Annotated in this window: 22 protein-coding genes and 2 pseudogenes; 13 read left to right on the top strand and 11 right to left on the bottom strand. The window is 72.7% G+C overall.

What is annotated here, in order from left to right:
• Positions 1 to 19 precede the first annotated feature (19 nt).
• From ACZ45Z_RS09150 to ACZ45Z_RS09170, 5 genes are all read left to right on the top strand, one after another.
• Complete coding sequence (locus ACZ45Z_RS09150) at positions 20 to 619, top strand: EF-hand domain-containing protein (RefSeq protein ID WP_468358507.1); 600 nt, start codon at positions 20 to 22, stop codon at positions 617 to 619.
• Between the two features lie 28 nt (positions 620 to 647).
• Positions 648 to 1,304, top strand: a complete 657-nt coding sequence (locus ACZ45Z_RS09155) for a hypothetical protein (protein ID WP_468358510.1) — start codon at positions 648 to 650, stop codon at positions 1,302 to 1,304.
• An 18-nt stretch (positions 1,305 to 1,322) separates the two neighbouring features.
• Positions 1,323 to 1,757: an SgcJ/EcaC family oxidoreductase gene (locus tag ACZ45Z_RS09160; RefSeq protein ID WP_468358513.1), complete on the top strand. Its 435-nt coding sequence runs from the start codon at positions 1,323 to 1,325 to the stop codon at positions 1,755 to 1,757.
• A gap of 117 nt (positions 1,758 to 1,874) precedes the next feature.
• Positions 1,875 to 2,240 (top strand): VOC family protein, encoded by a 366-nt coding sequence (locus ACZ45Z_RS09165; RefSeq protein WP_468358516.1) that lies wholly within the window; start codon positions 1,875 to 1,877, stop codon positions 2,238 to 2,240.
• Positions 2,241 to 2,385: 145 nt separating this feature from the next.
• A complete protein-coding gene (locus ACZ45Z_RS09170) occupies positions 2,386 to 3,183 on the top strand; it encodes a class I SAM-dependent methyltransferase (protein WP_468358519.1) in 798 nt (265 codons plus the stop codon).
• A 141-nt stretch (positions 3,184 to 3,324) separates the two neighbouring features.
• Here the strand turns inward: ACZ45Z_RS09170 and ACZ45Z_RS09175 are convergent, their stop codons facing one another.
• Positions 3,325 to 4,560 (bottom strand): MFS transporter, encoded by a 1,236-nt coding sequence (locus ACZ45Z_RS09175; protein ID WP_468358522.1) that lies wholly within the window; start codon positions 4,558 to 4,560, stop codon positions 3,325 to 3,327.
• A 171-nt stretch (positions 4,561 to 4,731) separates the two neighbouring features.
• Between ACZ45Z_RS09175 and ACZ45Z_RS09180 the strand changes: the two genes are divergently transcribed.
• Entirely contained in the window at positions 4,732 to 5,664 is a 933-nt protein-coding gene (locus ACZ45Z_RS09180) for a LysR family transcriptional regulator (RefSeq protein ID WP_468358756.1), read from the top strand.
• A 181-nt stretch (positions 5,665 to 5,845) separates the two neighbouring features.
• On the opposite strand, the gene ACZ45Z_RS09185 is transcribed toward ACZ45Z_RS09180, so the two are convergent.
• Entirely contained in the window at positions 5,846 to 8,626 is a 2,781-nt protein-coding gene (locus ACZ45Z_RS09185) for an AfsR/SARP family transcriptional regulator (RefSeq protein WP_468358525.1), read from the bottom strand.
• Positions 8,627 to 8,983: 357 nt separating this feature from the next.
• Between ACZ45Z_RS09185 and ACZ45Z_RS09190 the strand changes: the two are divergent.
• A pseudogene (locus tag ACZ45Z_RS09190) lies at positions 8,984 to 9,242 on the top strand (ATP-binding protein); the annotation flags it as partial.
• Positions 9,243 to 9,360: 118 nt separating this feature from the next.
• Positions 9,361 to 11,202: an APC family permease gene (locus ACZ45Z_RS09195; protein WP_468358528.1), complete on the top strand. Its 1,842-nt coding sequence runs from the start codon at positions 9,361 to 9,363 to the stop codon at positions 11,200 to 11,202.
• Positions 11,203 to 11,367: 165 nt separating this feature from the next.
• On the opposite strand, the gene ACZ45Z_RS09200 is transcribed toward ACZ45Z_RS09195, so the two are convergent.
• Both ACZ45Z_RS09200 and ACZ45Z_RS09205 read right to left on the bottom strand, forming a co-directional pair.
• Positions 11,368 to 11,760: an SIMPL domain-containing protein gene (locus ACZ45Z_RS09200; protein ID WP_468358531.1), complete on the bottom strand. Its 393-nt coding sequence runs from the start codon at positions 11,758 to 11,760 to the stop codon at positions 11,368 to 11,370.
• A gap of 110 nt (positions 11,761 to 11,870) precedes the next feature.
• Positions 11,871 to 12,566, bottom strand: coding sequence for a DUF4232 domain-containing protein (locus ACZ45Z_RS09205; protein ID WP_468358534.1), 696 nt, complete (start codon positions 12,564 to 12,566; stop codon positions 11,871 to 11,873).
• Positions 12,567 to 12,959: 393 nt separating this feature from the next.
• On the opposite strand from ACZ45Z_RS09205, the gene ACZ45Z_RS09210 reads away from it, so the two are divergent.
• Entirely contained in the window at positions 12,960 to 15,218 is a 2,259-nt protein-coding gene (locus ACZ45Z_RS09210; RefSeq protein ID WP_468358537.1) for an HAD-IIB family hydrolase, read from the top strand.
• A 72-nt stretch (positions 15,219 to 15,290) separates the two neighbouring features.
• Here the strand turns inward: ACZ45Z_RS09210 and ACZ45Z_RS09215 are convergent, their stop codons facing one another.
• From ACZ45Z_RS09215 to ACZ45Z_RS09230, 4 genes are all read right to left on the bottom strand, one after another.
• Positions 15,291 to 16,448 (bottom strand): carboxylate-amine ligase, encoded by a 1,158-nt coding sequence (locus tag ACZ45Z_RS09215; RefSeq protein WP_468358541.1) that lies wholly within the window; start codon positions 16,446 to 16,448, stop codon positions 15,291 to 15,293.
• A gap of 138 nt (positions 16,449 to 16,586) precedes the next feature.
• Positions 16,587 to 17,249: an ATP-binding cassette domain-containing protein gene (locus ACZ45Z_RS09220; protein ID WP_468358544.1), complete on the bottom strand. Its 663-nt coding sequence runs from the start codon at positions 17,247 to 17,249 to the stop codon at positions 16,587 to 16,589.
• A gap of 5 nt (positions 17,250 to 17,254) precedes the next feature.
• Entirely contained in the window at positions 17,255 to 20,047 is a 2,793-nt protein-coding gene (locus ACZ45Z_RS09225) for an ABC transporter permease subunit (RefSeq protein WP_468358547.1), read from the bottom strand.
• Between the two features lie 2 nt (positions 20,048 to 20,049).
• A complete protein-coding gene (locus ACZ45Z_RS09230) occupies positions 20,050 to 20,613 on the bottom strand; it encodes a hypothetical protein (protein WP_468358550.1) in 564 nt (187 codons plus the stop codon).
• Between the two features lie 111 nt (positions 20,614 to 20,724).
• On the opposite strand from ACZ45Z_RS09230, the gene ACZ45Z_RS09235 reads away from it, so the two are divergent.
• Both ACZ45Z_RS09235 and ACZ45Z_RS09240 read left to right on the top strand, forming a co-directional pair.
• Entirely contained in the window at positions 20,725 to 21,234 is a 510-nt protein-coding gene (locus tag ACZ45Z_RS09235) for an MTB12 C-terminal domain-containing protein (protein ID WP_468358553.1), read from the top strand.
• Positions 21,209 to 22,555, top strand: a complete 1,347-nt coding sequence (locus ACZ45Z_RS09240; protein WP_468358555.1) for an ABC transporter substrate-binding protein — start codon at positions 21,209 to 21,211, stop codon at positions 22,553 to 22,555. Before ACZ45Z_RS09235 ends, ACZ45Z_RS09240 begins: the two co-directional genes overlap by 26 nt.
• Positions 22,556 to 22,617: 62 nt before the next feature.
• Here the strand turns inward: ACZ45Z_RS09240 and ACZ45Z_RS09245 are convergent, their stop codons facing one another.
• Positions 22,618 to 23,544: a LysR family transcriptional regulator gene (locus ACZ45Z_RS09245; protein ID WP_468358558.1), complete on the bottom strand. Its 927-nt coding sequence runs from the start codon at positions 23,542 to 23,544 to the stop codon at positions 22,618 to 22,620.
• A gap of 71 nt (positions 23,545 to 23,615) precedes the next feature.
• Here ACZ45Z_RS09245 and ACZ45Z_RS09250 point away from each other — a divergent pair, with 71 nt between their 5' ends.
• Positions 23,616 to 24,356 (top strand): SDR family oxidoreductase, encoded by a 741-nt coding sequence (locus ACZ45Z_RS09250; RefSeq protein ID WP_468358561.1) that lies wholly within the window; start codon positions 23,616 to 23,618, stop codon positions 24,354 to 24,356.
• Between the two features lie 9 nt (positions 24,357 to 24,365).
• Here ACZ45Z_RS09250 and ACZ45Z_RS09255 read toward each other — a convergent pair.
• Positions 24,366 to 24,678, bottom strand: a pseudogene (locus ACZ45Z_RS09255) (NF041680 family putative transposase); the annotation flags it as partial.
• Between the two features lie 155 nt (positions 24,679 to 24,833).
• Here ACZ45Z_RS09255 and ACZ45Z_RS09260 point away from each other — a divergent pair.
• Positions 24,834 to 25,256 carry an ankyrin repeat domain-containing protein gene (locus ACZ45Z_RS09260; RefSeq protein WP_468358564.1) on the top strand — a complete coding sequence of 141 codons (423 nt, stop codon included), beginning with the start codon at positions 24,834 to 24,836 and terminating at the stop codon, positions 25,254 to 25,256.
• 39 nt (positions 25,257 to 25,295) lie between these two features.
• Here ACZ45Z_RS09260 and ACZ45Z_RS09265 read toward each other — a convergent pair whose 3' ends face one another.
• Positions 25,296 to 26,813, bottom strand: coding sequence for a hypothetical protein (locus ACZ45Z_RS09265; protein ID WP_468358567.1), 1,518 nt, complete (start codon positions 26,811 to 26,813; stop codon positions 25,296 to 25,298).
• Between the last annotated feature and the right edge of the window lie 85 nt (positions 26,814 to 26,898).

The raw sequence follows: 26,898 nt of genomic DNA on the forward strand, positions 1-26,898 counted from the left end.
TCAAGGGAGGGATCTCGTTATGGCAAATCCTCAGGATGTCAGCGACCTGCTGGAGCGGAAGATCGATGTCTGCTTCGGGCACGTGGACGTCGACGGCGACGGCGTGTTCGAGGAAGCGGATGTCATGGCGCTGGCGGCGCGCATGATCGCCTACCAGAACGTCCCGTTCGACGCCCCCGACGCGCAGGCGCTGTTCCGGGCCTTCCAGAAGTTCGTGCGGAACATCGGCCAGGAACTCGGGATCAGCGACGGGCAGATCAGCCCGGAGCAGTGGCGCAAGGGAATGATCGGCGTGTTCGGCGAGAACCCGGCGCTTTTCGACGAGGTGTTCCGGCCGCTGGCATCGGCGATTTGGCAACTGTGCGACCGGGACGGCGACGGACGCGTCGACGCGGAGGAGTTCCTCTGCTTCCAGAAGGCGGTCGGAAGCTCTCCGGAGAATCGGCAGATCGCCTTCGACAGGCTCGACTTGAACGGCGACGGGTCGCTGTCGGTGGAGGAAATCCTGTCCGCCTACCGGGAGTACTACACCAGCCGGGATCCGGAGGCTCCGGGCAACTGGCTGTACGGGGACGTCTGGGGCCGCGAGATCTGGGAGGGGACCAAGGTCCGGCTGTAGTAGCGCAGGTCGGATAAGGGGGAATTCCATGGTTCGAGCGGTCGAAGACGGGCTGGTTCGGTCCACGAGCACCGTCGTGAGCGGGGACCTGAGTGCGGTCCGGAGTGCGGTCCTGAGCACGGTCCTGAGTCGTCGAACGCTCGAACCGTTCCTTGTTGCGGCGTTCGCGGCCTATGAGGCGTGCACGCCCAGTGAACCTCCGTCGTGTTTCGCGATTCTGGTCGGCACGCTCGAAGGTGAGCGTGCCGTGATCCGGGACATCGAATTGGGGCGCAGTGTCCGTTCGACGGACCTGGCGGCGGAGGAGGAATTCCGTACGGTGGTCGTGCCCCGTTTCGGGGCGGCATACGACAACGTCCACCGCGGCTTCTGGTGCGATTCGAAGGATCTGTTGCGGATTCATCGGCGTGCCGAGGAGCGGGGGTTGGACATCATCGGCTCCCTCCACCTGCATCCCGACTGGCACCGTTTGGGACCACCCGGCGAGCGGGGGTTGCGGATCAGCGAAGCGCCCACCCCGATGGACACGTACATGTTCGGCAGTACGGGGTGGCCGGTCAACATGATCTGTTACGTGGAGCGCCTGGGTCGCACCCTCCATTACCGGCTGGGCGCTTGGGGGCCGCCGCCTTCCGCCGCCGCGGAGGGCACCTGCCCGGCCCTCGACATTCAGTTATGCACGTGACAGCGGAAAGTGAGAGTTGTGAGCACTCGGGATGTACCCACCGTATTCGCCGCTCTGACGGCCGCCTGGGCACGAGCCGACGCAGACGCATTCGCCCAGGTTTTCTGCGAAGACGCCGACTTCACCTCGGTGCGGGGCGACCATGTCCGCGGAAGCGCGCAGATCGCCGCGGCGCACAAGCGGCTCTTCGCCTCCCTCTACGCGGGCACCCGACTCGTGGCAACGGTCCAACGGGTCGGCCGGCCCAGGCCGGACATCGCCATCGCCCATGTGAAGAACACGCTCTTTCACGCGGACGGAAGTGCCGCATGCGGGCTCGGCGGAAATCCTGGGAACAGCATGTACGCGCAGGCGGTTCTGGAGCACCGGCCGACGGGCTGGAAGATCGTGTCCTTCATGAACATGGTCCCGCTGAGTCCGCAGCCCGACCAGCGGCCCGCGCCACCGCACTGAGTTCAGATGCTGAGACCGGTCTCCGAGCTCAGGCACCGTCCTGTCCGATTCTCCCCATCACCCTGTTCCTACCTGACTCTTCCCTCCGTGATTCGCCGAGGACAAAGGAGAACTCATTTGCCCAGGCCGAGACTGCGTCACCTGGCGCTTTACGCCCGCCGACCGGACGAGCTGGCGGATTTCTATCGCGAGCATTTCGGGATGGACCTCATCCTCAGCGACCCGGACGGGAACCACTTTCTCAGCGACGGTTACCTGACCCTCGCCCTGCTGAAGCTTCAGATGGGAGGCGAAGCCCCCACGGGGATGAATCACTTCGGGTTCCATGTCGATGACGTCGAGGGCACCTGTGCGTCCCTGGCCGACGCGGACGTGGAGAAGCCCGTGCTGCGAGCCTCCCCGCGGCCGTTCGCCGAGTACCGCGCCATCGACCCCGAAGGCAACTGGTTCGACCTGTCGGAGCACGGCTACGGCGTTCCGTGACGTGTCGGTGGGCGGGCGCGGCTGTCCGGGAGGGGAACGGGACCGGCGACACGCGGGCAGGAACGTCTTTGCCGGCCCGTTGTCCCCTGCTGGGGTGGCATGGACGGGCCACGAACGTTGTTGGAGTTGAAGGGGCTGGTGTCGGGTGTCGTTGCTTTCTGCGGATTCCGGTCCGGTGCGGGTGCTGGAGGTGTCGGGGGCCGCGTACCGGCGGGCCTTCGAGTTGTTCTTGGCCGGTACGGATGAGAAGGCCGTCACCCACGCCTACTTGTCCGACCTCGTCAACGGGCTCGGGCGGCGCCAGGTGTTCCTGGATGTGGGTGCGGGCGAGGGCGTGACCACGGCGTACGTGGGGCGGTACTTCGAGCGGACGGTGGCGGTCGAGCCCAGTGCGATGATGCGGGAGAGGCTGCGCCGGGCCTGCGCCGACGCGGTGGTGATGAGCGACCCCGTCGAACGGGCCGAGCCCGGGGAGCGGGCGGACCTGGTCCTCTTCTCGCACGTGCTCTATTACCTGCCCAAGGAGCGCTGGCTGCCCACGCTGCGGCGGGTGCTGGGGTGGGTCGCGCCGGGCGGCACGCTGCTCGTCTTGCTGCAGAACCCCGGTACCGCGTGCATGCGGATGGTTCAGCACTTCACCGGTGCGCGTTTCGACCTGCGGCCCGTCGCCCGCCGGCTTCATGAGCAGGAAGCGCAGCGGGTGTCCGGCTGGTCCATCGAGACGCTCGACGTCCGCTACCGCACGGACCGACCGGCCGATGCCCTGGATGTGGCCGAGTTCGCGGTCAACGTGCCCGCCCTGCGCGACCTCGACGCCCTGCCCACCAGGGCCGACCTGGGCGCGTACGTCGAAAAGCACTTCGCCCGGCAGGACGGCACGTACGTCATGAGCCACGCGCACGACGTCCTGCGTATCCGCCGCAACGCGGACCCGGCTGCCTGATCACCGGGCTGCCGGCCGCCGCCTGATCAAGTGGGGTGGCCGGGTTCGCGGCGCGACACCGGCGCCACGACACATGCCGACACCAGGGCCCTCCCCCGGCCGCCTCCGCCATCCCCTCCCCGCGAGTCGATCAGGCGCTCCCTACGCCGTTCGTCCCTCGCTCCTCGGCCCTCTCCCCACTCCCACCGCCACCAGCGCTCCCACCGCGAGCGTGCCTCCCAGCCACATCGCCCCGACGGTGCCCCAGCGGTCCGCGGCGCGGCCACCGGCCAGCGCACCGAGCGCGATGGCTCCGTTGAAGACCGCGACGAACAGCGCAGAAGCCGCCTCGCGCTCATCCGGGGCGGCCGCCGTCAACCACGTCTGGGTGCTGACCGAAACGCCCCCATAGGCCAGCCCCCATACGGCCAGCAGGAGCGCCGCTCCCGGCTGGCCCGCCGCGCGACCCCACACGGCCACCAGTAGCACCGCGGCCGCCAGGCCCGCGCAGATCACCAGCAACACCTTCCGCAACGCGCGTGCCGCTCCGGCGCCGGCCACGAAATTCCCCACGAGACCCGCGACGCCGAACGTCAGCAGCAGCGTGCTGATCTGCCCCGGGCCGGCGCCGGCCAGTTCCTCCAGCGCCGGCCGCACATAGGTGTACGCGGCGAAATGCCCCGTCACCAGCAGCGCCACCAGCAGGAGTCCGGTCCGCACGGCGGTGCCGCGGAACAGCCCCACCACCCCGCTGAGCCGCACCGCCCCGGCCGCCGGCAAGTGCGGCAGCAGTACCGTCAGCGCGAACGCCACCGCCCCGCAGGCCGCCCCCATCGCCACGAACGCCGCCCGCCAGCCGCCCAACCCGCCCACGAACGTGCCCGCCGGGACCCCGAGGACCGACGCCGCCGCCACGCCGCTGAAGACGACGGACGTCGCCGCCGCCACCCTCCGCTCCGGCACCAGCCGTACCGCGAGCCCGGCCGCGATGGCCCAGACCCCGCCCATCCCCAGGCCCACCAGTACCCGTGCCGCCAGCAGCACCACGACGTTCGGCGCGTACGCCGCGAGCAGGTTCGCCGCCGCGAGCACCACCATCAACGCGCCCAGCACCGCTCGCCGGTCCACACGTCCCACCAGCAACATCAGCAATGGGGCCGACACGGCCGCCACCAGACCGGTGACGGTCAGCGTCAGACCGATCGTCCCGTCCGAGACACCGAGGTCTCGTCCCATCGGTGTCAACAGCCCCACCGGCAGCATCTCCGACGTCACCACCGTGAACGTCGCCGCCGCCAGCGCCCCGACGCCGGGCCACCCGCTCCGTCTCATCCGCATCAACCCACCTCGCGCCGCGCCGAGTACGCCGAACCGGGCCGTGTCATCGATCTTCGTCATGGCCCCCAGCCAACGCCCACGCCCACCCGGGAACAACGGCGAAGTCCTCATCCTTCAATGAGCGGGACTCATCGAACCGTCACCCCGTCACCGCCACCGCAGGCCCGCCACCGCACCGAAGGAACGCGAATGACCCGCACGACCCCCATGACGAGCGACGGCGGCAGGGGCATGGCCGGTGGCAGGAGCCCGGCCTGCGGAAGCACAACGGATACCGGCAGCCTCGATCTCCGCGAATTGGAATGCTTTCTCGTCCTCTCCGAGGAGTTGCACTTCGGACGCGCCGGCGAGCGCCTGTACGTCTCGCAGAGCCGGGTCAGTCAGTTGTTGCGCGCACTGGAATCCCGTATCGGCGCCCGCCTCGTGGACCGCACCAGCCGCCGCGTCAGCCTCACCCCGCTCGGCGAGGAGTTCCGTACGTCCTTGCGCCCCGCTTACGACGCGCTGCGCACCACCGTCGAGACCGCCCGCACCGCCGCCCGCGGTATCGAGGGCCGCCTGTCCATCGGCTTCCAGGGCACGGCGGACGGCCGCGTCATGAGGGCCATCGACGCGTTCCAGGCCCGCCATCCGGGCTGCGCCACGGAAATCGTCGAAATCCCGCTCTGCGACCCCTTCGGCGCCCTCCGGAGCGGTGCCGTCGATGTCGCCGTCGTCCTGCTTCCCGTTGCCGAGCCCGACCTCGCGCTCGGTCCGGTCTTCGCCGCGCAGCAGCAGACCCTCGCGGTGTCCGTACGCCACCCGTTGGCCTCCCGCGCGACCCTCACCGCCGAGGAACTCGCCACCATCCCGCTGATCTCCCCGGACGGTCCCGCGCCCGGCTACTGGCGCCGCGCCCACGCGCCGACCACCACCCCGGACGGCCGTCCGATACCCGCCGGCCCCACCGTCCGCACCCTGCAAGAAGCCCTCACCCTCACCGCCGCCGGCCGCGGCGGGATGCTGCTGTGCCGCCCCACCGCCGACTACCACGGCCGCCGGGACCTCGCCTTCGTTCCCGTCACCGGCCTCCAGGACTCCGTGCTGGGCCTGGTGCACCACGCTGGGCGCGACACCGCCCGGGTCCGGGCGTTCAGTGCCGCGGTGGTGGCGGGGACGTCGTAGTCGTCCCGGGTGAAAGCGACACGCTGCGCCCGCCTCGCACAGCCTCGGCGGCGGGTTCCGTATGCATACTGATCACGCTGTATCGGTTCGGTCCCGGCCCGTCCGTCACCCACCCTCCGGGTGGCGGGCGGGTGGACCGGCGCGTCCTCCCGCCGGCTGTGGGAGGACTTTTTCGTCGCGCTCACGACTGGGCCTTCAGCCGCGCCACCGCCGCGTCGTACCGTGCCCGAAGCGCCGCATCCGCCTGGACCCGCAGCAGCGCGCCCAGTGCCCGGACCGCACCGTCGTCGTAGCCGAACGACTCCGCCTCGCGCGCCGCGTCCTCCAACCGCCGGACGCCCTCCGCCTCGTCGCCCATTCCCAGCAGCGCCTCCCCGGCCACCGTGAACAACAGCACCCGGGCCGCCTCGGATGCCTCCGAGGCGCTGTGGAGGTCCAGTGCGGCCATCGACGTGTCGAAGGCCGGCTGCCATTCGCCGGCGTCCAGTCGGTGCCGGGCGAGGTGGTAGAGGGCCAGCCGCTCGGTGTTGCGGTCGTCGGCGGCGCGTGCCAGCCGAGCCGCCCGTACGCATCCCCGGGCCGCCTCCTCCGGGCTGCCCAGCGCCGCTTGGGCGAGCGACAGGTTGACCAGCGCGGTCGCCTCGCCGCGCGGGTCGCCGGCCCGGGCGGCGAGGGCCGGGGCGGCCTCCAGGTGGACCAGCGCCTCATCGGTGCGCCCCTCTTCGGTCAGCACCCATCCGAGCAGGGCGAGGACCCGGGATTCGGCGCGGGCGTCGGCGTCGGCCCGGGCCGCCTCAAGTCCCTTCTCCAGCAGGGGGACCCAGCCGTCCCGCACCCGCCACACCATCTGCGGCCACAGGCCCAGGACGATCCGCCACGTCCTGTTGTGCAGTCCCGCGGTGTGCGCCGCGGCGACCGCCAGGGCCAGGTCGTCGCGTTCGGCCGCGTACCAGGCCATGGCCTGGTCGCGGTCCGCGAACTTCCGGATCGCGCGCGGCCGGCGGAAGTCCGCGGGCGGCTCGAAGCACGACTCGGCTCCGGGCTCGGCCGCGTGGGCCGCGGCCAGGGCGGTGGCCACACTGTGGTCGAGGACCCGGATCAGGGCGTCGGGCCCGGCGTCCAGGCCACGCGCGTAGAGCCGTACGAGATCGTGCAGGGTCCAGCGTCCCGGCGCGGCCCGGGTGACGAGGTGCGCCGCGCTCAGCCTGTCGAGCGCGGCCTCGGCGGTGGCCGGGTCCGTGCCGGCCAGGGCGGCCGCCGTGTACCGGTCGACGTGCGTGCCGGGGTGACGGCCGAGATGCGCGAAGAGGTGCGCGGCGTCTTCGGGCAGCCGGCGCAGGGTGAGCCGCAGCGCCGCTCGTACGCCGGTGTCCTCCACGTCCAGCAGGCCCAGACGGCGTGACTCGTCGGACAGTTCGGCGACCATCGCGCTCAGGGACCAGTCCGGCTGATACGCGAGTCGGGCGGCGCTCACCCGCAGCGCGAGGGGAAGCCCGCCGCACAACTCCGCGAGCCGCCGGGCGGCGTCCGCCTCCGCGAGTACCCGCTCCTTGCCGAGCACCGCGGCGAGCAGGGCCGTGCTGTCCTCGGGTTCGAGTACGTCCACGGGGACGGGGCGGGCGGCGTCGGAGGCGATCAGGCCGCGCAGCCGGTAGCGGCTGGTGACCACGGTGACGCAGCGGGCGCCGCCCGGCAGCAGTTCCCTGACCTGCTCGGAGCCGCGCGCGTTGTCGAGGACGACGAGGAGCCGGCGGTCGGCGGCGAGGGAGCGGAACAGCGCGGACGCACCGCTCGCCGACTCCGGTATACGGCGCGGCGCGATACCCAGCGCCAGGAGGAACTCGCGCAGCACTTCGAGGTGGGAGGGCTCTCCCGTGTCGCTGAAGCCGCGCAGATCGGCGTAGAGCAGGCCGCCGGGAAACCCGGCGCGGTTGCGGTGCGCCCAGTGCACGACGAGCGCCGTCTTGCCCACTCCGGCGGGGCCGGTGACCAGGCAGACGGGTGCTTCGCCGGCGGCGGACCGGGACAGTGCGAGGAGTTCGCCGGTCCGTCCGTGGAAGCCGCGCGGCATGCGGGGCAGCAGGTCAACGATGTTCGGCAGAGGGGCCGTTGACGACTCGTGCGGGGTATCGGTCCCGGGCGGCGGGCCGGGGGCCCGGCCGCGCTGGGCCGCGGCGTCGCCTCCGCTTCCCCGGCCTCCGCCGCCTTCCCCACCGTCCCCGCCTTCTCCGCGGAGCGCCACCGCGTAGGCGTCCGCCAGCTCCGGACCCGGGTCGACCCCCAGCTCGTCGGCGAGCAGCCGCCGGGTGCGGTGGAACCAGTCGAGCGCCTCCGAGCGGCGCCCCGCACGCCGGAGCGCCGTCATGAGCGCGGCGGACAGCGATTCGCGCAGCGGATGGACGTCGGCCTCCGCGCGCAGCACGGCCGCGGCCCGGGCGTGCTCGCCCAGCCGCGCGTAGCCCGCGGCCAGCAACTCCACGGAGGCCAGCCGGAGTTCCTCCAGCGCGTGTGCGGCGGCCTGCAGCGGCGGGCTCGGGTAGGCGCCGGTCAGCGCGGGACCCTGCCACAGCGCCAGCGCCTCCTGATACATCGCCACGGCGTCCGCCGGCGCCCGCTGGCCGCGGCCCAGCGTCACCAGTTCCTCGAAGCGGTGCGCGTCCAGCAGGCTCTCCGGCATGCGCAGGACGTACGCCGTGCCCTGAGTGACCAGTTCGACACCGAAGTTCTCGGCGCCCGCCCCGGCGAGCAGGGCCCTCAGGCGCGACACATGGCCCTGGATGACGCTACGGGCGCGTGGCGGCGGCTCGTGATCCCACAGCGTGTCCGTCAACTGCTCCACCGGAACGGGGCGGTTGGGCCGCAGCAGCAGAGCGGCGAGCAGGCTGCGCCGCTTGGCGGGGCCGAGTGGCAGTTCGCCTGCCTCGGTGGCGACGGAAACCGCTCCGAGCAGCCGGAACTCCACTGATGCAACTCCTCCTGGGGGAAAGAGCCAGATTACCGTGGCGTGGCGGAGTGTGGCCGGTGGCCACAGGGCTATGGAGGGCGCAGGAGCCTCTTCGAGCCACGCCGCTTCGTCGGGGGCATGACGCGGATCCGGAAGCCGGGACGCGGCCCGCCTCCGCGCCGGCCGGACGGGTCGGGGCGTATCCCCCGTGCCGGGCGCGTGCCGTGGGCTGGTTACCGGAGTCTTACGGGACCCCCGCCGGCGCCCCTTGGGCCGGCTCGGGCGGGTTTCCTGGAGGCATGACGCCATGGCCGATACCCGTCGGCCCGCTCTCGCCGTCGTCGCGATGGCCGCCGGCACGGTCGCCGTGGCCCTGGAGATGGCGGCATCCCCGAACAGGACCTCCCGCGGGTCTTCGACACGGGTTGGCGCGGAGCCGAGGCCCGCCCCCCTCCTCCACACCCCGCACGGCGGCCAGGACCACCGCCGCCACGGCGACCCCGGCGCCGGTCTCGGCCTCGCCATCGTCCGCGGCATCGTCGAGGCCCACGCCGGCCACACCTCCGTACGCAACGCCGGCGCCGGCTGCCGCTTCGAGATCACCCTCCCGATGGCCGACGCCCGCCCTGACTAGGGGGCGGCGGCGCGTCCCACGGGGCGGCGTCAAGGACGCGTGAAGAAGACGCGGTTTCGCGCCAAGAAGGCGCCAGCGCCACTCCCCCGCCCCCGAGGGCGGCCGCACGCTGATCCGCATGATCACCCTGACCTCGCAGAACGGCGCGGAGCCCGGCGTCGAGGAACCTCCCGATCCCGGCGCACGGCACCAGCTCACGGCCGTCACCGGGCTCGCCGCACTGTCCCTCGACGCCATGGCCTCCGTCGCCTACGGCCCGGAGGCGATCGTGCTCGTCCTCGCGGTGGCCGGGAGCCACGGCCTCGGCTTCACGGTCCCCGTCACCCTCCTGATCGCCGCCCTCCTGGCCCTGCTGGTCGCCTCGTACCGCCAGGTCATCGCCGCCTTCCCGGACGGCGGAGGCAGTTACGCCGTCGCCCGGTCGCACCTGGGCCGGCGCACCGGCCTGGTGGCCGCCGCCTCCCTGGTGCTGGACTACGTCCTCAACGTCGCCGTGGCCGTCACTGCCGGTGTCGCCGCCCTGACCTCCGCTTTCCCCGCGCTGTACGACGACCGGCTACCGCTCTGCCTCGCGGTGCTCGTCCTGATCACGGCCCTGAACCTGCGGGGGATCGTCGACTCCGCGCGGGCCTTCATCCTGCCGACAGCCGTGTTCGTCGGCGCCGTCCTCGTCCTGATCATCGTCGGGCTCTTCCGGGACGCGCCGGCGTCGACGGAAGCGGCCGCGGGCCATACGTCCGTCCTCGGCGACAACGCCACCACGGTCGGTGTGCTGCTCCTGCTCAAGGCGTTCGCGTCCGGTTGCTCCGCCCTGACCGGCGTCGAGGCGATCGCCAACGCCGTGCCCGCGTTCCGTGCCCCGGCCGTCCGCCGCGCCCAGCACGCCGAGGTGGCGCTGGGCGCGCTCCTGGGCGTGATGCTGATCGGCCTGTCCGTCCTCATCTCGCGCTTCGGGCTCCAACCGGCCGAGGGCGTGACCGTGCTCGCCCAGCTCGCGGACGCGTCCCTCGGCCACGGTCTCGGCTTCTACGTCCTCCAGTGCGCCACGACGGTGCTGCTGGCCCTGTCCGCGAACACGTCGTTCGGCGGCCTGCCCGTCCTGCTGGGGCTGCTCGCCCGGGACAACTACCTCCCGCACGTCTTCGGCCTGAAGGCCGACCGCCAGGTACACCGCCACGGCGTCCTCGCCCTGGCATGCGTCTCCGCGCCGCTGCTGGTCTTCTCCGGCGGCGACACCCACACGCTCGTACCGCTCTTCGCCATCGGCGTCTTCGTCGGCTTCACCCTCGCCCAGACCGGGATGGTGATCCACTGGCGGCGGGCGCGCGGACCGATGTGGGCGGGCAAGGCGTGGCTGAACGGCCTGGGGGCCCTGCTCACCGGGCTCGGCGCGATCGTCGTCACCGCCACGAAGTTCCACGACGGCGCCTGGCTGGTCGTGGTGGCCCTTCCCCTGCTGGTGGCCGCCTTCGAGGCGGTCCACCGCGCGTACGGGAAGATCGGCGAGCGCCTCGGCGTGGGCCGCGTCCCCGAACCGCCGCACCGCCTCCGGTCGCTGGTCGTCGTGCCCGTCTCCTCCCTGACCCGCCTCACCAGCGAGGCACTCACCGCCGCGGTGTCACTGGGTGACGAGGTCCGGGCGGTCACCGTCTGCCACCCGGACCCGGAGGACCGCGCCCGGACCGAGGCACTTGAACGCGACTGGGAACTGTGGGGCCCGGGCGTGGAGTTGATACGAGTGGCCTCGGAGCGCCGCTCGCTGGGCCGCCCGATCGCCGCGTACGTGGCGAGGCTCGCGGCGGCCGAACCCGGCACGCGGATCACCGTTCTGGTCCCCGAGGCCGAGCCGGCACACGTGTGGCAGCGCCTGCTGCAGAACCAGCGCGGCGCGGTCGTCGCCCATGCGGTACGCCGCGACACGGACGCGGTGATCTGCCGGCTCCGCTTCCGCCTCGACTGAAGTCCGGGCGGTCAGGCGGCCTGCCGCGCCGCGGGCACGGCAGGCCGTACGGACTCGGGGCCCGCGGGTGGGCGAGCCGCTGGGCGGGGCGGCGGATGCGCCGGATTCCTCTGTGCCCGCCGCAGTGGCACCGCCGGAAGGCCCGGGATGCCGCCTCGTAGCCCGTCAGTCCAGCTCGTAGACGACCTTGAGGCTGGCCAGTGCCCGGATCTGGTCCGGTGCCGACGGCACCGCCTTCTCGAAGGCGATCTCCTTGACCGAGACCACCCGACCCAAGCGACGGCCGCGCACTTGGGCATCCCGCTCGGCTTCGGCCTGGGCGTCGTTGAGGGCGGCGGCCCGAGCCTCCTTGCGCAACGCGGGACGTTCTTCTGCCGGTCCCACGGCCTCCGCGATTCCAGACGCGGAGACCGTGGTCGGCACCGATGCCGCGTTCGTCAGGTCGGGACCGGCAGGTGCCTCGTCCGCCATGGCCGGAGTGGAGGCCAGCAGGCCGAAGGCGAGGGCCGCGGTGACGACGGCGGCAGCGCACTGTTTGCTCGTTGCGAGGGGAAGCATGGGACAACAGTTACCAGCAGTTGGTCAGCCACCCGTCATGCCGTGAAGGCCATTCGAAGGCGAACCACACCAACGCAGTAACCAGTTGCGGGACCGGCCGGGGCGACGGCTCAGAAGTCGTCCGCGCCGTTGCGGAGTTCGTACGTCCAGTAGCCGGTCGCCCACTTCGCCGGGTCGACGGCGATGCCACCGGCGCCCGGAGCCTTGACGGTGGCCATGCCGCCGCTTCCCTGGAGCGTGACGGAGAAGGCCGTCACGGGCTCGACGTCCTCGTCGACGCCACCGTCCGACAGCTTCACCAGCGCGTAGGCGGGGGCGCCGGCGGTGAGTACGACGGGCGCGGCGGGCTTGCTCTTGGCGACCGCCGGCACGTTCTCCCGGTGGCTTTCGAGGAACTGGATCTCCGGGAAGCCCTTCAGCCGGCAGCTCCGGCCGGAGGTGTTCTTGGCCGTCAGGACGATGTGGGTGTAGGGCGGTCCGTCCTGGCGGGCGGCGCTGATGGTGACGTCCTTGGTGGTGCAGACGGGCGTGGCCGCGGCCGCCGGGCCGGCGGGAGCCTTCGCGGCGCCGGCGCCCCTCTTGTCGCTGATGTTCTTGTCGCTGACGTTCTTCTCGCCGCCGGTGCCCTTCCCCGTGTCGGCGTTCTGGGCGGAGTCCGCCGACGAGGGAGCCGGTGCGGAGCCGTGAGCCGCCGGGCCGGCGGACTTCGCGTCCGACTCGCCCCCACCGCAGGCGGTGAGGGACAGGCCGAGCACGGCGGTGGCCGCGGCGGCGAGGACGGTGGTGCGGTTGCGGAACGTACGCATGGAAATCCCCCGTGGGTGACGGCGCGGACGCCCGGTCTTCCGGCGAGCCGCGCCTGACTTGCTGACGTTCATGAGTCTGGGGCCCACCGCTGACGTTCCGCTGTCGTGACGCTGACGTCCCGCCGACCCGGTGGCGGTCAGCCCTGCCCGGCCCGCGAGGCGCGTCGCCGTTTCGGGCCACAGCGGGCGGCCTTTCGGCCAAGCCCCTGGAAGGGGACCGGAGTTTGTCGACCCTTCGCTCTACAGTCACCGCATGAGGTCGGGTGATGACGTTTCGCCTCTCTCGGCGCCGGAAGCGGGGTTCTCCCCGCCGCCCGCGCCGAGGGCCTGACGGGTCTCCGGCACTGGCCGGTCGCCTTTCCGCCGGAGGAATCCACAGCGATCGGGGGACGTATGGCCTGGCGCGCGCAGGGCTCGCACGAACGGATATCGGCCCGCGGCGAGCGACCGGTGCCGGTGCCGGATCCTGAGGGCCGGGTGCCGGTGACGGACCCTGAGGGCCGGGTGCCGGTGACGGACCCTGAGGGCCGGGTGCTGGTGACCGATCTGGACGGCACCCTGCTGGGCGGCTCGGACCCCGAACGGGACCGGCTGCGCGAGGCGCTGGAGCGGCATCCGGACATCACCCTCGTCTTCGCCACCGGCCGCGGGCTTCCCTCCGTCCGGCGGATTCTCGCCGAGGACCCACTCGTTCCCCGGCCCCGGTGGATCATCGCCGACGTCGGTGCGAGCGTCATCGACGCCACCGACATGAGCCACGTCGACGTCCTGCAGAACCAGTTGCGCACCGGCTGGCCGGGGGCGGACCGGGTCCGTAAGGCCCTGGCCCGCTTTCCCCAGCTCGTCCACCAGGCGGAAGTGGCCCAGGACGGCCGCTGCTCGTTCTACCTCCAACCCCACCGGCTCACACCGGACATCACCGACGCCGTCGCCCGGCTGGGCTGCGGATGGACGTACTCGGCCGACCGCTACTTCGATGTCCTGCCCGCCCCGGCGAGCAAAGGCAACGCCATGGCCCTGCTCGCCCGCAAGCTCCAGTGGCCCATGAACTCCATCCTGGTGGCCGGCGACTCCCTCAACGACCTGTCGCTCTTCCACCAGGGCACCCACGGCGTGCTCATGGGCAACGCCGAGCCCGCACTCGTCGAACGGCTACCGCACCGCCCGGCAGTCCACCGGTCCGACCGCGAAGGGGCGGCCGCGATTCTGGAGGCCCTGGGGCGACTGGGGTGGGTGGAACGCCGTGCACCGGTCGTGATCGGCTACCACCGCCCGCCCGTGCGATGGGCCGACGGCCGCTGGCAGCCGCCCGTGAGCCCCAACGGGATCCTGCCCACCCTGTGCAGCCTGTTCGGTGCGGACACCGGACACCTCGACGCGGTCTGGGCCACCGCCCTCGCCGACACCGGAGTCCCCCTCCCCCACCGGGACGCGCCCTCCACCGGACTCCCGCTGGCTTTCCTGCCCATCCCGGCGGCTCAGTGGGCGGGCTATTTCCACACGGCGTGCAAGGAAACGCTGTGGCCGGTGATGATGTCCCAACCTCGCCGCATGCGTCACGACCCGGCGGCCTGGGGCCACTACGAGGCGGTCAACGCGGCCTTCGCCGCCCACATCAGCACCCACGCCGACCAGGGCGCGACGGTCTGGCTGCACGACTACAACCTCTGGCTCGTACCCGGCATCCTGCGCCCGTCCCGGCCCGACCTGCGCCTCGGGCTGTTCCACCACACCCCCTTTCCGCCGCCCGCCGTCTTCGCCCGACTCCCCCACGCCGAACAGCTACGTGCCTCTCTCGCCTGTCTGGACTGGGCCGGTTTCCACACGGCCGACTTCGCCCGACAGTTCGAGCGGACGCTCGCCGAAGGTCCGCACATCGGCCACCTCCCCCGCACCGGTGTCCATCCCCTGGGGATCGACCGCGAGGCCGTCGCCTCTCTCGCCCGCTCACGCCCGGCCCCGCGATCCGCCGCGGACGGATCCCTGCTCGTGCTCTCGGTGGAACGCCTGGACTACGCCAAAGCCCCTCTGCACAAGGTCCACGCCCTTGGCGCCCTCCTCGACCAGTGGCCGGGAATGCGCGGGCGGCTGCGTTTCCGCCTCGTATGCCCGCCGCCGGAGCCCGGCATCCACGCCTACGACAGCACCCGCGGCGACCTCGAAGAGGCCATCACTCGGCTGAACAACACCTGGCGCACCCCGGGTTGGGAACCCGTGGAGTACGTCCCGCACGCCCTGCCGTTCCCTCAGGTCGTCGATCACTACCTCGCCGCCGACGTGTTCTGGGTGACCTCGCTGGCCGACGGCATGAACCTCACCGCCAAGGAATTCATCGCCGCGCAAGCCGCCACCGGCCGGCACGGCGTCCTCGTCCTGTCCCAGTACGCCGGAGCCGCCTCCCAGCTCGGCGCCGCGGCTCTCCTCACGGATCCCCGCTCACGCCAGGACCTCACCGACACTCTGCACCGCGCCCTGACGATGACGCCCGAGCAGCGGCGGTCCCACACCAGGCGCCTCGCCGGCCTCCTCGACGGGGAAAGCCCGAGCCAGTGGGCCCGCCGGATCCTCACCGCGATCCATGCGGCCGCTACCTCGCCGAAGTGCCCACGGGTTTCGGAGGTTTCGGAGACTTCGGACCGAGGTGGCGTCTGAAGCGGCCGCGACTGAGGAGGCGGCGTCTGCGTGCGCGGTCCTCGGTGCCGTCGGTCAGCCGGGGTGGGGAACTCACATCGGTCGGCTGTCGTCGCGGCCGGCCGGTGTGGTCGTGGCGATCAGGTGGTCGACGACGTCGGGGAGGCTGGTGCGGCGCTGGTAGGCGGCGCGCTGGCGGTCGGCACCGTTGCCGTGGGCGCGCAGGCGTGCCCAGAGGGCGTGGACGAGCTCGGTGTCGCCGTGGTCCCGCAGGGCGGGTCGCAGATGGGCGAGGAGGTGGTCGACCTGGGTGGTGGCGGGGGACAGGCGGCCGGTGGTGAGGTCGATGCCCTGGCCGGTCAGGCCGTCGCGTGCGGCGCGCCAGCAGGCGGCGCGCAGCATTTCCGGCTGCGGACGAAAAGGGGATTCCCCGGCGTCGATGGCCTGCCGCGCGGTGGCGGCCATCGCTTTGACGAGGCCGGTGAGCAGGACGGTGTCGTCGGCGGTGGCGGTCGCGTCGGCGACCCGGATTTCCAGCGTGGGCACGTGGTGGGAGGGCCTGATGTCCCAGTACAGACCGCCGCGGTCCATGACGGTGCCGGTGGCGAGGAGCCCGCCGACGAGGTCCTCGAAGTGGGAGGTGGACCGGAAATACGGCGGGGGCCCGGCCACCGGCCACCGCCCCCAGATCGTCGTACGCCAACTGGCGTATCCGGTATCCCGCCCCGCCCAGTACGGCGAGTTGGCCGCGATGGCGATGAGGACCGGAAGCCAGGGGCGCAGGTGGTTGCTGATCCCCAGCGCCGTGGCCAGGTCGGGGACGCCGACGTGGAGGTGGCAGGCGCAGGCGCTCTGTTCGTCGTCCAGGGCACGGAACATCGCGACGCTCCGGGCGTAGCGGGGGCCCGCGGTCAGGGCCGGCGGGGTCGGGTGGCCGAGTACGGGCGTTCCGCTGGAGATGATGCGCAGGCCCTGGCGCGCGGCGGCCCGTGCGACCGCGGCCCGGGTGGAGCGGACCTGCTCGGCGAAGTCGGCCAGGTCGGTGTGCGGGTCGGTGCGCACCTCGATCTGGTAGCGCGTTATCTCCGTGGTGATCCGGTCCCCGAGCTCGCCCGCGGCTTCGGCGACCACCTTCTCGGCCTCCGCGCTCAGAGCCCGCGACACCGGATCGACCAGCAGGTACTCCTCTTCCGCCCCCACCGTCAGAGGGGTCGTGCCCGCTGCGGTGGTCCGGTTTCGGCGATGGCTCACGGTGAGTGGTTCTTGCGTGCCGGCAGGCGTGCGCCCACTACTCGTCATGGTGACCATGCTGTCAGGTGCCGCACGCGCCGGGCAGAACGAAAAGGCGACATTCTCTCGGGCCGTCGGCGAGCGGGGTCTGTCACCCGGTCAACACGGCCGGCAAGCCCGCTCCGACGGTTCGCCGGCGAACGCGACGGCGCCGCGGCGGAGTTGGTAGACCACGGTCGCCACGGCTCGCAGCTCGGGTGGCAGGGACTGTTCGGCTACGACGACGGTCCGGTCGGTCGCCTCGCCGAGCAGTGCGTACGTACGAGCCGTGGTCGCGGGTGCCATGCCCTGCGTCGGCTCGTCCAGCAGGAGGAGACGGGCCGGTGAGAGCAGCGCGCGGGCGACCGCGAGCATGCGCTGCTCACCGCCGGAGAGGGTGCCCGCCCGGCGGTTCAGGAGGGGGCGCAGCGCCGGGTAGGCGGTGAGCGCGTCGTCGACGGCACCGTGCGCGGCGGTGAGTGCGAGGTTCTCGATGACGGTGAGGGAGGGGAAGACCGCGCCCCGGTCGGGGACGAACGCCAGCCCGCGGCGGGCCCGGGCGTGGGCTCGGAGGCGGGTGACGTCCTTGCCGCGCCACTCCACGCGGCCGTCGGACAGCGGGACCGTGCCCGCCATGGCGCGCAAGGCGGTGGTCCGGCCTGCGCCGTTGCGGCCCAGGAGTACCGTGACGCGGCCCGTCGGCACCGCGAGGTCCACACCGTGCAGGGCCTCCAGCGGTCCGTAGCGCACCCGTGCGCCGCGTAGCGCCATCTCCACGCCCACGGCGCTCACCCCGCCGCGTCGGCGAGTACGGCGAGTACGCGGTCGGCCGGGCCGAAGGCGACGATTCTGCCCGCCGCCATGGCGTAGACCGTGTCGGCCAGGTCGCCCACCAGGCCCAGGTCGTGCTCGACGATGAGCACGGCCATGCCGTCGGCGGCGAGCGCGCGCAGGACGCGTGTCAGGGCGGCGGTCTCGGCCGCGTCCAGTCCGGCCGCCGGTTCGTCCAGGAGCAGGACACGCGGTCCGCCCGCGAGGGCGCGGCCGAGCTCCACCTGGCGCAGGGTTCCGGTGGACAGCCCGGCGGCCGGGGCGGTGCGGATCGGGCCGTCGAGGCCCAGCAGTCGCAGTGCCTGTTCGACGGCGGCGGGGTCGCGGATCCGGCCCTGTTCCGCCCCGATCCGGACGTTGTCGGCGACGGTGAGGGACGGGAAGACCGCGAGTTCCTGGAAGGTCCGGGCGATACCGAGGCGGGTCCGGGCGTGCGCGGGGCGGCGGGTGAGGTCCCGGCCCTCCAGGGTGATGGTCCCCGACCGGGGGCGCAGGGTGCCGGACAGGCAGTGGAAGAGGGTGCTCTTGCCCGCGCCGTTGGGACCGATCAGGGCCGTGACCTTGCCTGGCAGGACGTCGAGATCGACGCCGTCGAGGGCGGTGAAACCGGCGTAGGTGACTGTGACGTGGCGGGCGGTGAGGAGTGCGGAGGGGAGTGGGGCTGGTGCCGGTGGTGGGGGCGGCAGCGGGGGTGGGGGCGGTGACGGTGGTGGGGCCGGGGCTCGGACGGTGGGGCGAAACGGCGGTGGGGCGGGAGGTGGAGGACCGGGACGCGGCGGGGTGGGACGCGGCGGGGTGCCGCTCGCCGCCAGCCGAGCGCGCACCCGGGCACCCAGCGGGGTCAGTACTCCCGCCTCCGGGTGGCGGCGCTCCGGGGTCAGGCGGGCGCGGACCGCGCCGGCCACGCCACCCGGCAACCGCCCCACCAGCACCGCCAGTACGCCGATGACGGCCGCCGCCACACCGCCCCGCGCCCCCGCGTCCAACCCCACCAACAACACCGCCGCGGCCATCGCCCCCAGCAGACTGTCGGCACCGAGCACCACGACGGCGGCGAACCACAGCAGAGCGCGCACCGGGTCGTACGCCCCGGCGTCGAAGGCCCGCAGCCCGAGGCCGAGCATCCCGCCGCCCAACGCCGCGAGCGCCGCGCCCGCCACGAACGCCATGAGTTTCAGCGCCGGCACCGGCACCCCGGCCGCGGCCGCGCCCTCCTCGTGGTCGCGCATCGCGGCCAGCGCCCGGCCGGTGCGGCCTCGCCGCAGGGCCGCGACAGCCGCCAGGGCGCAGGCCAGCACCGCCAGCTCGACGAGGTAGTAGGCGCGGTCGTCCGCGAGGGCGAGGGGGCGGTCGAGCCGGAGGCCGGCCGTGGCGTAGGGCTGGGAGAACACGAAGCGGCTGACGGCCACGCCGAAGGCGAGCGTGGCCAGGGCGAGGGCCAGACCGTGCCGCCGGATCGCGGGGCCGCCGGTGAGCAGACCGAGCGGGGCGACGAGGACCACCGCGACGGCCAGGGCGAGGAGCACCGGGAGGGCGGGCAGTCCGGGGAAGCGGCCGGCGGCCAGCAGTGCGGTGAAGAGCGCGCCGAGCCCGGCATACGCCGCCTGGCCGAGGGAGATCTGCCCGCCCCGGCCGGTCACGACGACCAGTGACAGCAACACGACCGCCAGGGCGGGCACTTGGAGGGACGTCTGGAGGTCGGACCCCGCGAGGCCGAGCGGCAGCAGGAACAACACCGCGCAGACCGGCCCGGCGACGTGGCCCGGAGCCGGCGCACGGCCGCCCCGGCCGCGCGCGGGGTGAGCCGGGCGAGGGGGGACCCCGATACGGCCGGCCGGGCCGGGTCCCGGCGGAGCCACCGGGCCGAGGCGGGTGGGCCCGGTCGCGCCCACGCCCGGCAGCGCCAGGGCCGCCACGAGGAGCGCCACGACGAAGAGGTTCGCGCCGACGGCCTGGAGCAGCGGTTCCGCCCAACCACCCGGGTGGAACCGGGTGAGCTGGCCCTGGGTCACGCCGATCCCGAGGGCCACGAGTACGGTCACCGGCAGGCTCCGCATGGCCGCGACCACCGCGACCGCCATCACCTCCATGACGAGCAGTGGCAGCCCGTACGGATCGAGTCGTACGTAGGGCGCCAGGAGCACGCCCGTCAGCCCGGCCGTGAACGCGCCGAAGGCCCACCCCGCCGCGGCCACCCGGTCGGCGTCGACACCGCTGAGGACGGCGAGCTGCCGGTTGTCGACCACGGCCCGCACCTCCCGCCCGAAGCGCGTCCACCGGGTCACCGCGCCGACGGCCGCCGCGAGCGCCACCGCCGTACCGAGCTGCACCCACGGATCGGCGGGCAACAGCGCGGGCGCGTCGGCCTGCGCCCCGCTCCCCCACACCAGCGTCGCGGTCCCGACCAGGAGCACGAAGACGCCGAGTGAGGCGACCAGAGCCGGCGCCGGATCGCCGCGGCCGGCCGGGTCGCGGGAGAGGGCGAGCGGCCGGAACACCCAGCGGTCGAGCAGCAGGCCGAGGCCCGGGGCGACGACCAGAAGGCTGAGGGCGGCGGCGAGCGCGAGCGGCCAGTGCCAGACGACGGCGAACTGGCGCATCGCGTACGCCGTGATCATGGCGATGGCGCCCTGCGCGAAGTTGAGCACGCCGGTGGCCCGGTAGGTGACGATCAGGCCGATGCCGGTGAGCGCGGCGGCGCTGCCGAGGGCGAGCCCGGCCAGTGTCAGCTCATAGGTCAGGCCGCCCATGGTCATCCTTCCGGCGCCCGGGGCCCGAGCTCCGGCTCGCACAGGGGGCAGGGAGTGAGGCCCAGCTCCCGTCGGCGGGCCTGATCCGCGGGGAAGGCGTCGCGCTTGCCGGCGACGAGCGGGCAGTCGGGGCGGTGCGCCAGCGTCCCGCCGGGGACGGCGAGCGGCGTGGTGTCCGCGGCCTCGGACGGGACGCCGGGCGCAGGTCCGGCCGGGCCGGAGCCGGGTCGCGGCCCGCCGGGCTCCGCGTCATCGGAAGCGTCCGAAGCGCCGGAAGCCACCAGCAAGCGATGCAGCTCCGCGACCCGCGCCGCCGCCGTCACCTGTCCGCGGTGGCCGAGAAGGACCGCGCCCGCCACGATCAGGGCCGCGCCGGGCACCGTGCAGGACGCCAGGTACGGGATCTGCCGCTCGGCGAAGCGCTCGCCCGAGACTCCGTACCAGCCGATGGCGCACAGCACCGCACCGGCGGTGAGTGTCGCCCCGCCGAGCCAGTACGTGGCGTGCCGGGCCCAGGAGGCCAGGGCCGCCCAGGCGGTTGCGGCACGCGAGCGAACTGTCCGCATCCCGGCCCCCTCGTGGTCCGGTTCGTCCCGATGAGTTGCACTATGCCGTATGGGGCCACACCCTGAAACCATTGATCAGTACCGGATCGACTACACCCGGTGGTGAGCCAGATGGCCCTTGGCACGCACACGCGGACGGCGGCCTGGGCCGCTGCCGCGGTCCTCCTCGCGGGCGGCACGATGGTCGGCTGCGGGGACGACGACGGAGGCGGCGGGAAGACCTCCGCGAGCCCCACGCCCTCGCAGAGCGCGAGCCGGCCGGCGGATCCCGAGGCGGCGCGCACGCAGGTGACGAAGAACTGGGAGAAGTTCTTCTCCCCGGCCACTCCCCTTGACGAGAAGGCCGAACTCCTCCAGAACGGGGACCGGCTCCGGCCGCTGCTCCAGGCGTTCGACGGTGATCAGCGCGCCAAGTCCTCCCAGGCACAGGTCAAGAAGGTGACGTTCACGTCCGCCACGGCGGCGGATGTCAGCTACGACCTGGTGGTCAAGGAAGCCACCGCCCTGCCGAACGCCTCCGGCACCGCCGTCTACCACGACGGGACGTGGAAGGTCTCCGCGAAGACGCTGTGCGCGCTGGTGAAGCTGAGCGGCAATGCGTCGGGGTTGCCGGGCTGCTGAACGCACGCTGCTGGCGGCGCTGCTCGTGCTCTGCGCCGCCTGCGGCAGCCGGCTGCCGGAAAGCGCCTTCGAAGGGCGCGCCCGCGACGGCTCGCCGCCGGCCACCACACAGCCTCCGGCCCACGGCCGGCCGTTGAAGGTGGGCATCATCACCAGCGCCACCAGTCCCGTCGGCGGAGCCGCCTTCACTGGGCCGCGCGACGGCGCGCAGGCGTACTTCGCCGCGCTCAACGCGAAGGGCGGCGTGGCGGGCCGGCCGGTCCAGGTGGTCACCTGCGACGACGGCGGCAGCGGCGTCGGCAACAACGAGTGCGTGCAACGGCTGGTGCGGCGGGAAGGGGTGTTCGCGCTCGTCGCGACCACCGCGCTGGACTACGCGGGTGCGCCCCGGGTCAGCCGCGCGGGCGTGCCGGACATCGGCGGCCAGCCGATCGGGCCCGCCTACGACACCTACCCGCATCTGTACGGCATCTACGGCAGCGAAGCGCCGCGCGACGGCCGCGAGCCAGGCTGGGGCGGCACCCTCTACGGCGGCACCGAGGTCTACCGTTACTTCCGGCGCGAGGAGGGCGCCCGCACCGCCGCCGTCGTCTCCTACAACCAGGCCGCCTCCGCCGCGTACGCCCGGCTCGTCACCCGCGGCCTGGAGGAGGAGGGCTACCGGGTGCTGACCGAGCAGGTGGACTTCGCGCTGCCCAACTTCCGGGCGGTGGCCGCCGATCTGCGCGCCCGCCGCGTGGATCTGGTCTTCGACGCCATGGACACGCACGGCAACGCCGAGCTGTGCAAGGCGATGGACGCGAAGGGGGCCCGCGTCACGGCGAAGGTCACCAACGTGCAGAACTGGTCGGCGGCGGTGGCCGGGGAATACAAGGACGCGCCGCATTGCCGCAACGCCCTGTGGGTCACCGGCGCCAGCCGCAACTACGACGAGACCGGCCATCCCGCCGTACGCGCGTTCCGTGACGGCATGGCGCGCTATGCGGCGCGACAGAAGGTGCGGCAGCCGCTCTCCCAATGGCAGTTGGAGGGCTGGGCGGCCGCCATGTGGTTCACGGACGCGGCCACCTCGTGCGGCACGCGGGTCACACGCGGCTGCGTCGAGCGTTTCCTGACCCGCGAGCAGCCGTACACCGCCCGCGGTCTGCTGCTGCCCGTAACGTTCCGGCGGTCGGCCGAGCCGCCGAAGACCCGGCATAGCTGCCTGTCCGTCGCCCGCTGGCGGGACGGCACCGACGGACGGCCGGGCCGCTGGGTCACCCAGGGCGGAGACATGACGCGCAACTGCTTCACCGTGCCGCAGTTGCCGTACAAGTCCTGAGCTTGGCGTTCATCTGGCGAGGGCGAAACGTGCCTCGAACTGGGTCGCTCACCAGGGCCGGATCAGCGGCACTCTGCGCAGACGTCCCCCGGACCGCCCTGCCGCCGTACCGTCTCCACCGCCGCCTCGGCGAAGGCGCGGATGCGGCCCGTGTCCGCCGCGGCCTGCCACACCAGGCCGTACTCCAGCGGAGGAGCGTCGTCGAAAGGGACGTACGCGATATTCGGCCGGGCGTAGTACCTGACCTCGTGTGCGGCGGCCGGATGCACCCCGCGCCCAGCCCCGACCAGGGCGAGGAGCTCCTGCCGGGTCGCCGCCCGCTCACCGCGCTCGACGGGACGGCCCGCCGGAGTCGTGCGCGGCAGGAGATGGTCGAGCCAGTAGTCCGGTACGGGCCCCGAGAGGCTGAGCACCTTGTCCGCGGCGAGGTCGTCGACCCGGACGGAGGGCCTCTTGGCGAAGGGGTGCCGGGTGGAGACGGCCAGCACGCGGGTGTCGGAGATCAGTACGGGGCCGGTGGCCAGATCGGGTTCGACAACGGGGAACTGGGCGAGCAGCAGGTCGAGTTCGCCCGAGCGCAGCAGGCCGAAGGGGTCGGAGAGCGGGGTTTCGTGCAGCAGGACCTCACCGGCCGCCGGGTGCCGCTCGCGGTACGCGGAGGCGGTGAACAGTACGAGTTCACCGGCGAGCGGGCTGCTGAACCCGACGCGCAGCGGCTCGGCCAGACCGCGTCCCGCGGCGACCGCCCGCTCGACGCCGTCTTTGATCTGCTGGTAGCCGGGACGTATGTCGTCCGCGAGGTGGCGCCCGATCGACGTCAACTCCACGCGTCTGCTGGTCCGTTCGAAGAGCGCCGCGCCTATTCGCCGCTCCAGTTGCTTGATGGTCTGGCTGACCCGGGCCTGCGACACGTGCAGGCGCCGCGCGGTGCGGCCGAAGTGCAGCTCCTCGGTGAGGGCCAGGAAGATCTCGACGTCTCGGCGTTCCATAACCGTCAGGTTATCGATTGTTGCGCGACCGGCTGTTGTTCGGGGGCCGCCGGACGATCAAGGTTGAGGACATGAACACCGACATGAACACCGCCGCCAAGCCCCTCGCCGTCATCACCGGAGCCAGCTCGGGCATCGGCGCCGCCACCGCCCGTACTCTCTCCGCACTCGGCCACCCCCTCCTGCTGCTGGCCCGTAGGGTGGAGCGGATCGAGGCGCTCGGCCTCCCTGACACTCTCGCCCGGTCCGTCGATGTCACCGACGCCGAGGCGGTGGCCGGGGCCGTCCGGGAGGCCGAGGCGCTGTACGGCCCCGCCGACCTGATCGTCAACAACGCGGGCGTGATGCTGCTGGGCGAGGTGGCCAGGCAGTCGGCCGACGAGTGGGCACGGATGTTCGACGTCAATGTGCGGGGTCTGCTCCATGGGGTACGTGCGGTCCTGCCCGGCATGATCGAGCGCGGCCGCGGCACGGTGATCAACATCAGCTCGGTCGCGGGCCGCAGGACCTACGCCAACCACACGGTCTACAGCGGCAGCAAGTTCGCCGTGCACGGCATGTCCGAGAGCCTGCGCGAGGAGGTCGCGGGCCACGGGGTCCGCGTCGTCACCATCGCCCCGGGAGCCGTTGAGACGGAGCTGCTCTCGCACACCACCGACGAGGTGGTGAAGGCCGACTACCAGGCATTCAAGGACTCCATCGAGGTGCTCGCCCCTGAAGACGTGGCTGCGGCGATCGGTTTCGCGTACCAGCAGCCGCAGCGCGTCACTCTGCGCGAGTTGGTCCTCGCAGCCACCGCCCAAGTGGCCTGAGCCTGTCGGTTATCCGCTTCGGCGTGGTTTCGTACCCTTCTTGTGGTCGGCGGGGCGTGTGTATGCCTCGCCCGTGGCGAGGACGCGCCCGACGTCGTAACGCGTTGCCGAACGGCGGTTCTTCGAGCCGGGAGGGCGTCCTGGGCGGGCCGGGGAGGTTGCGGTGCACGCGCTGGAGAGGGGTCTTCGCGTGGAGGTTCCGGAACCCCCGGCGGACCCGGGCCGGGGTGAGCCTGTTTGGCTCGGTTGGCTTCTCCCAGGGCCGACGCAGGTCAACGGCGAGCGGGCGGGCGAGCCGGAGCTGGGTGTGGGCGGCGATCACCCTGACAGCCGCTCAGGGTCAGGTCCGCCCGAAGGATGACCAAGGATGCGACCACCGTCTGACTACCGCGGCCCTCCCCCACCGCTAACCTCGGGTCTGCCAACAAACCGAGGTGGGGGCCGGATGGCGGAAATCAGAAGTGAGGTGCGGGGAAAGTGAAGCGCGGACGGCAGAAGAAACTCACCAGGCAGCTCGTGTCGGCCGCGAGGTTCGGTGGCGTGGACGAGGTGACGGCCCTGCTGCGGGCCGGCGCCGACCCGAACATCGCCAACCGCGAAGGCACCACACCGCTGTACGCGGCCTCCGTACACGGGGCGACGGCTATCGTCCGCACGCTGCTGCTCGCCGGTGCCACGCCTGACAAGGAAAGCGGCCACGGCCAGGAAGGGACCCCCCTGTGCGGGGCGGCCACCTGGGGCCACACCGATACCGTGCGCATACTGCTCGACCACGGAGCCGACCCCAACCTCCGCGAGGACGGCGGAACGGGCTACACCCCTCTCGCCTGGGCCACGAAGGATTTCCAACCCCACCCGGAAACCGCCGCCGTCCTGCGCGCGGCGGGTGCCCGCGCGTAGCCTCAGCCGCCCCGCCCGGCCGCGGGGCCGACCCTCGCGCTACGCCTTGTGCGGCCCAGCGCCCGCCGACGGCGACACATAGACCCGGTCGCCCGGCGCCCGCCCCCGCAGGCGCGGCAAGGACACGGACCGCCAATCGCGGGCGAATCCAGGTGGCTTCGCGCCGGCCGGCACGAGGACCGCTGCCGGGGTGCGGCGTGCGGCCGCCTTCAGACCTTCGGCGGTGATGCTGGCGTCGTGGCCGCCGGTCTGTCGTGAGGCACATCCCGCGTAGTAGGCGATCGGGACGGCCTGGTCACCGCTGACCAGGCAGGGCGGGCGGACCCCCAGCCGGTGCAGTGCCCCGGCGATCGCGGAGTAGTTCGCGCTCGTGGCGCGGCTGTTGGCCGCGACGCGGTTGAGCACCATGTACTGGATGGCGAAGTGCCCGGTCAGCCCCAGGACGAGCGCGACGACGGTCGCCGACCGCACCAAGGGCCGCGCTCTCGTGAAGAGACGGACCACGCATTCGGCGACGGGTGGGGCCAGGAGCCCGTAGGCGGGGAGGAGGAACCGTGGAGCGGCATATCCGATCATGAACAGATACGGAAACGCGAGCGTCACCGCGCCCACGAGCGCCACCAGGACGACGCCGGCCCGGCCCGCCCGTACCGCGACGACGACCCCGCCGGCCACGAGCACCGGGAGCACGAACCACCATGCCGCGGTGTACGCGTGGTTCCACGGCACCGAACACGGCCGGCACAGAGTCCGCCCGACCAGCGCCCGCGCCTGATCATCGAAAACCAGTTGCCAGCCCGCGCCGCCCTGGATCTCACTGGCGCGATGCAGCCGGGCCCCCACGCCGCCGTAATCCGCGTACGCTTCGATGACCCACGGCGCGCAGCCCACCAGCAGCCCCACCACAAGCAGGGCGAACACCGCCGGCCGGCGCCATCCGGGTACCAACACCACCGCGAGCACCAGCGGCAGCGTCAGCCCCATTCCGTCGGCGGGGCGCATGAGCGCGACGAAGGCGACCGCGGCCCCGACGCCCACCGTCGCCGCGAAGTCGTCGGCATCACGGATCGCACGCAGGAACCAGCCGACCGCCGCCACGGCGCCCAGGGCAGACCAGAGGTTCGGCATCGCCGCGGGCCCGTAGAAGACGGTGGGCCACAGCCCGGCGAACAAGGCGGCCGCGCACACCAGGACGGATCCCGGCACCACCTTGCGCCAGATCCACCACGCGGCGAAGAGCGCTGCCGAGGACAGCAGGGCGAGATAGATCCGCAGCACCGTGGGGGAATCCGTCAGAGCCGCCGCCGGGGCGACCAGGTAGGAGATGCCGCGGGCTCGGGGCGCGCTGAAGAACGCCGCCGGAGCGTCGCCGCCGACCTGGCTGACGTAGACCGTCTCGTCCCAGGCGAGCCCCGAACCCGGTACGACGAGGGCCAGTTGGGCGCCGGCGAAGGCCAGCGCGACGGCCAACAGCCACGGGAGTGGCCCCGAGGCCCGCCAGTGGGGCCGCGTGAACGCGGTGATCGGCAGCGGGCTGGGAGCAAGGACTTCCTGCATGACCCTCCTCGCCGGGCCCAGTTGGTCAGGACGTGATGGAGGCAACGCTGCCCGAGGTCGACCGGGCGGGCCACCAAGGAGGCGC

It is taken from the genome of Streptomyces sp. NPDC031210, assembly GCF_055570395.1.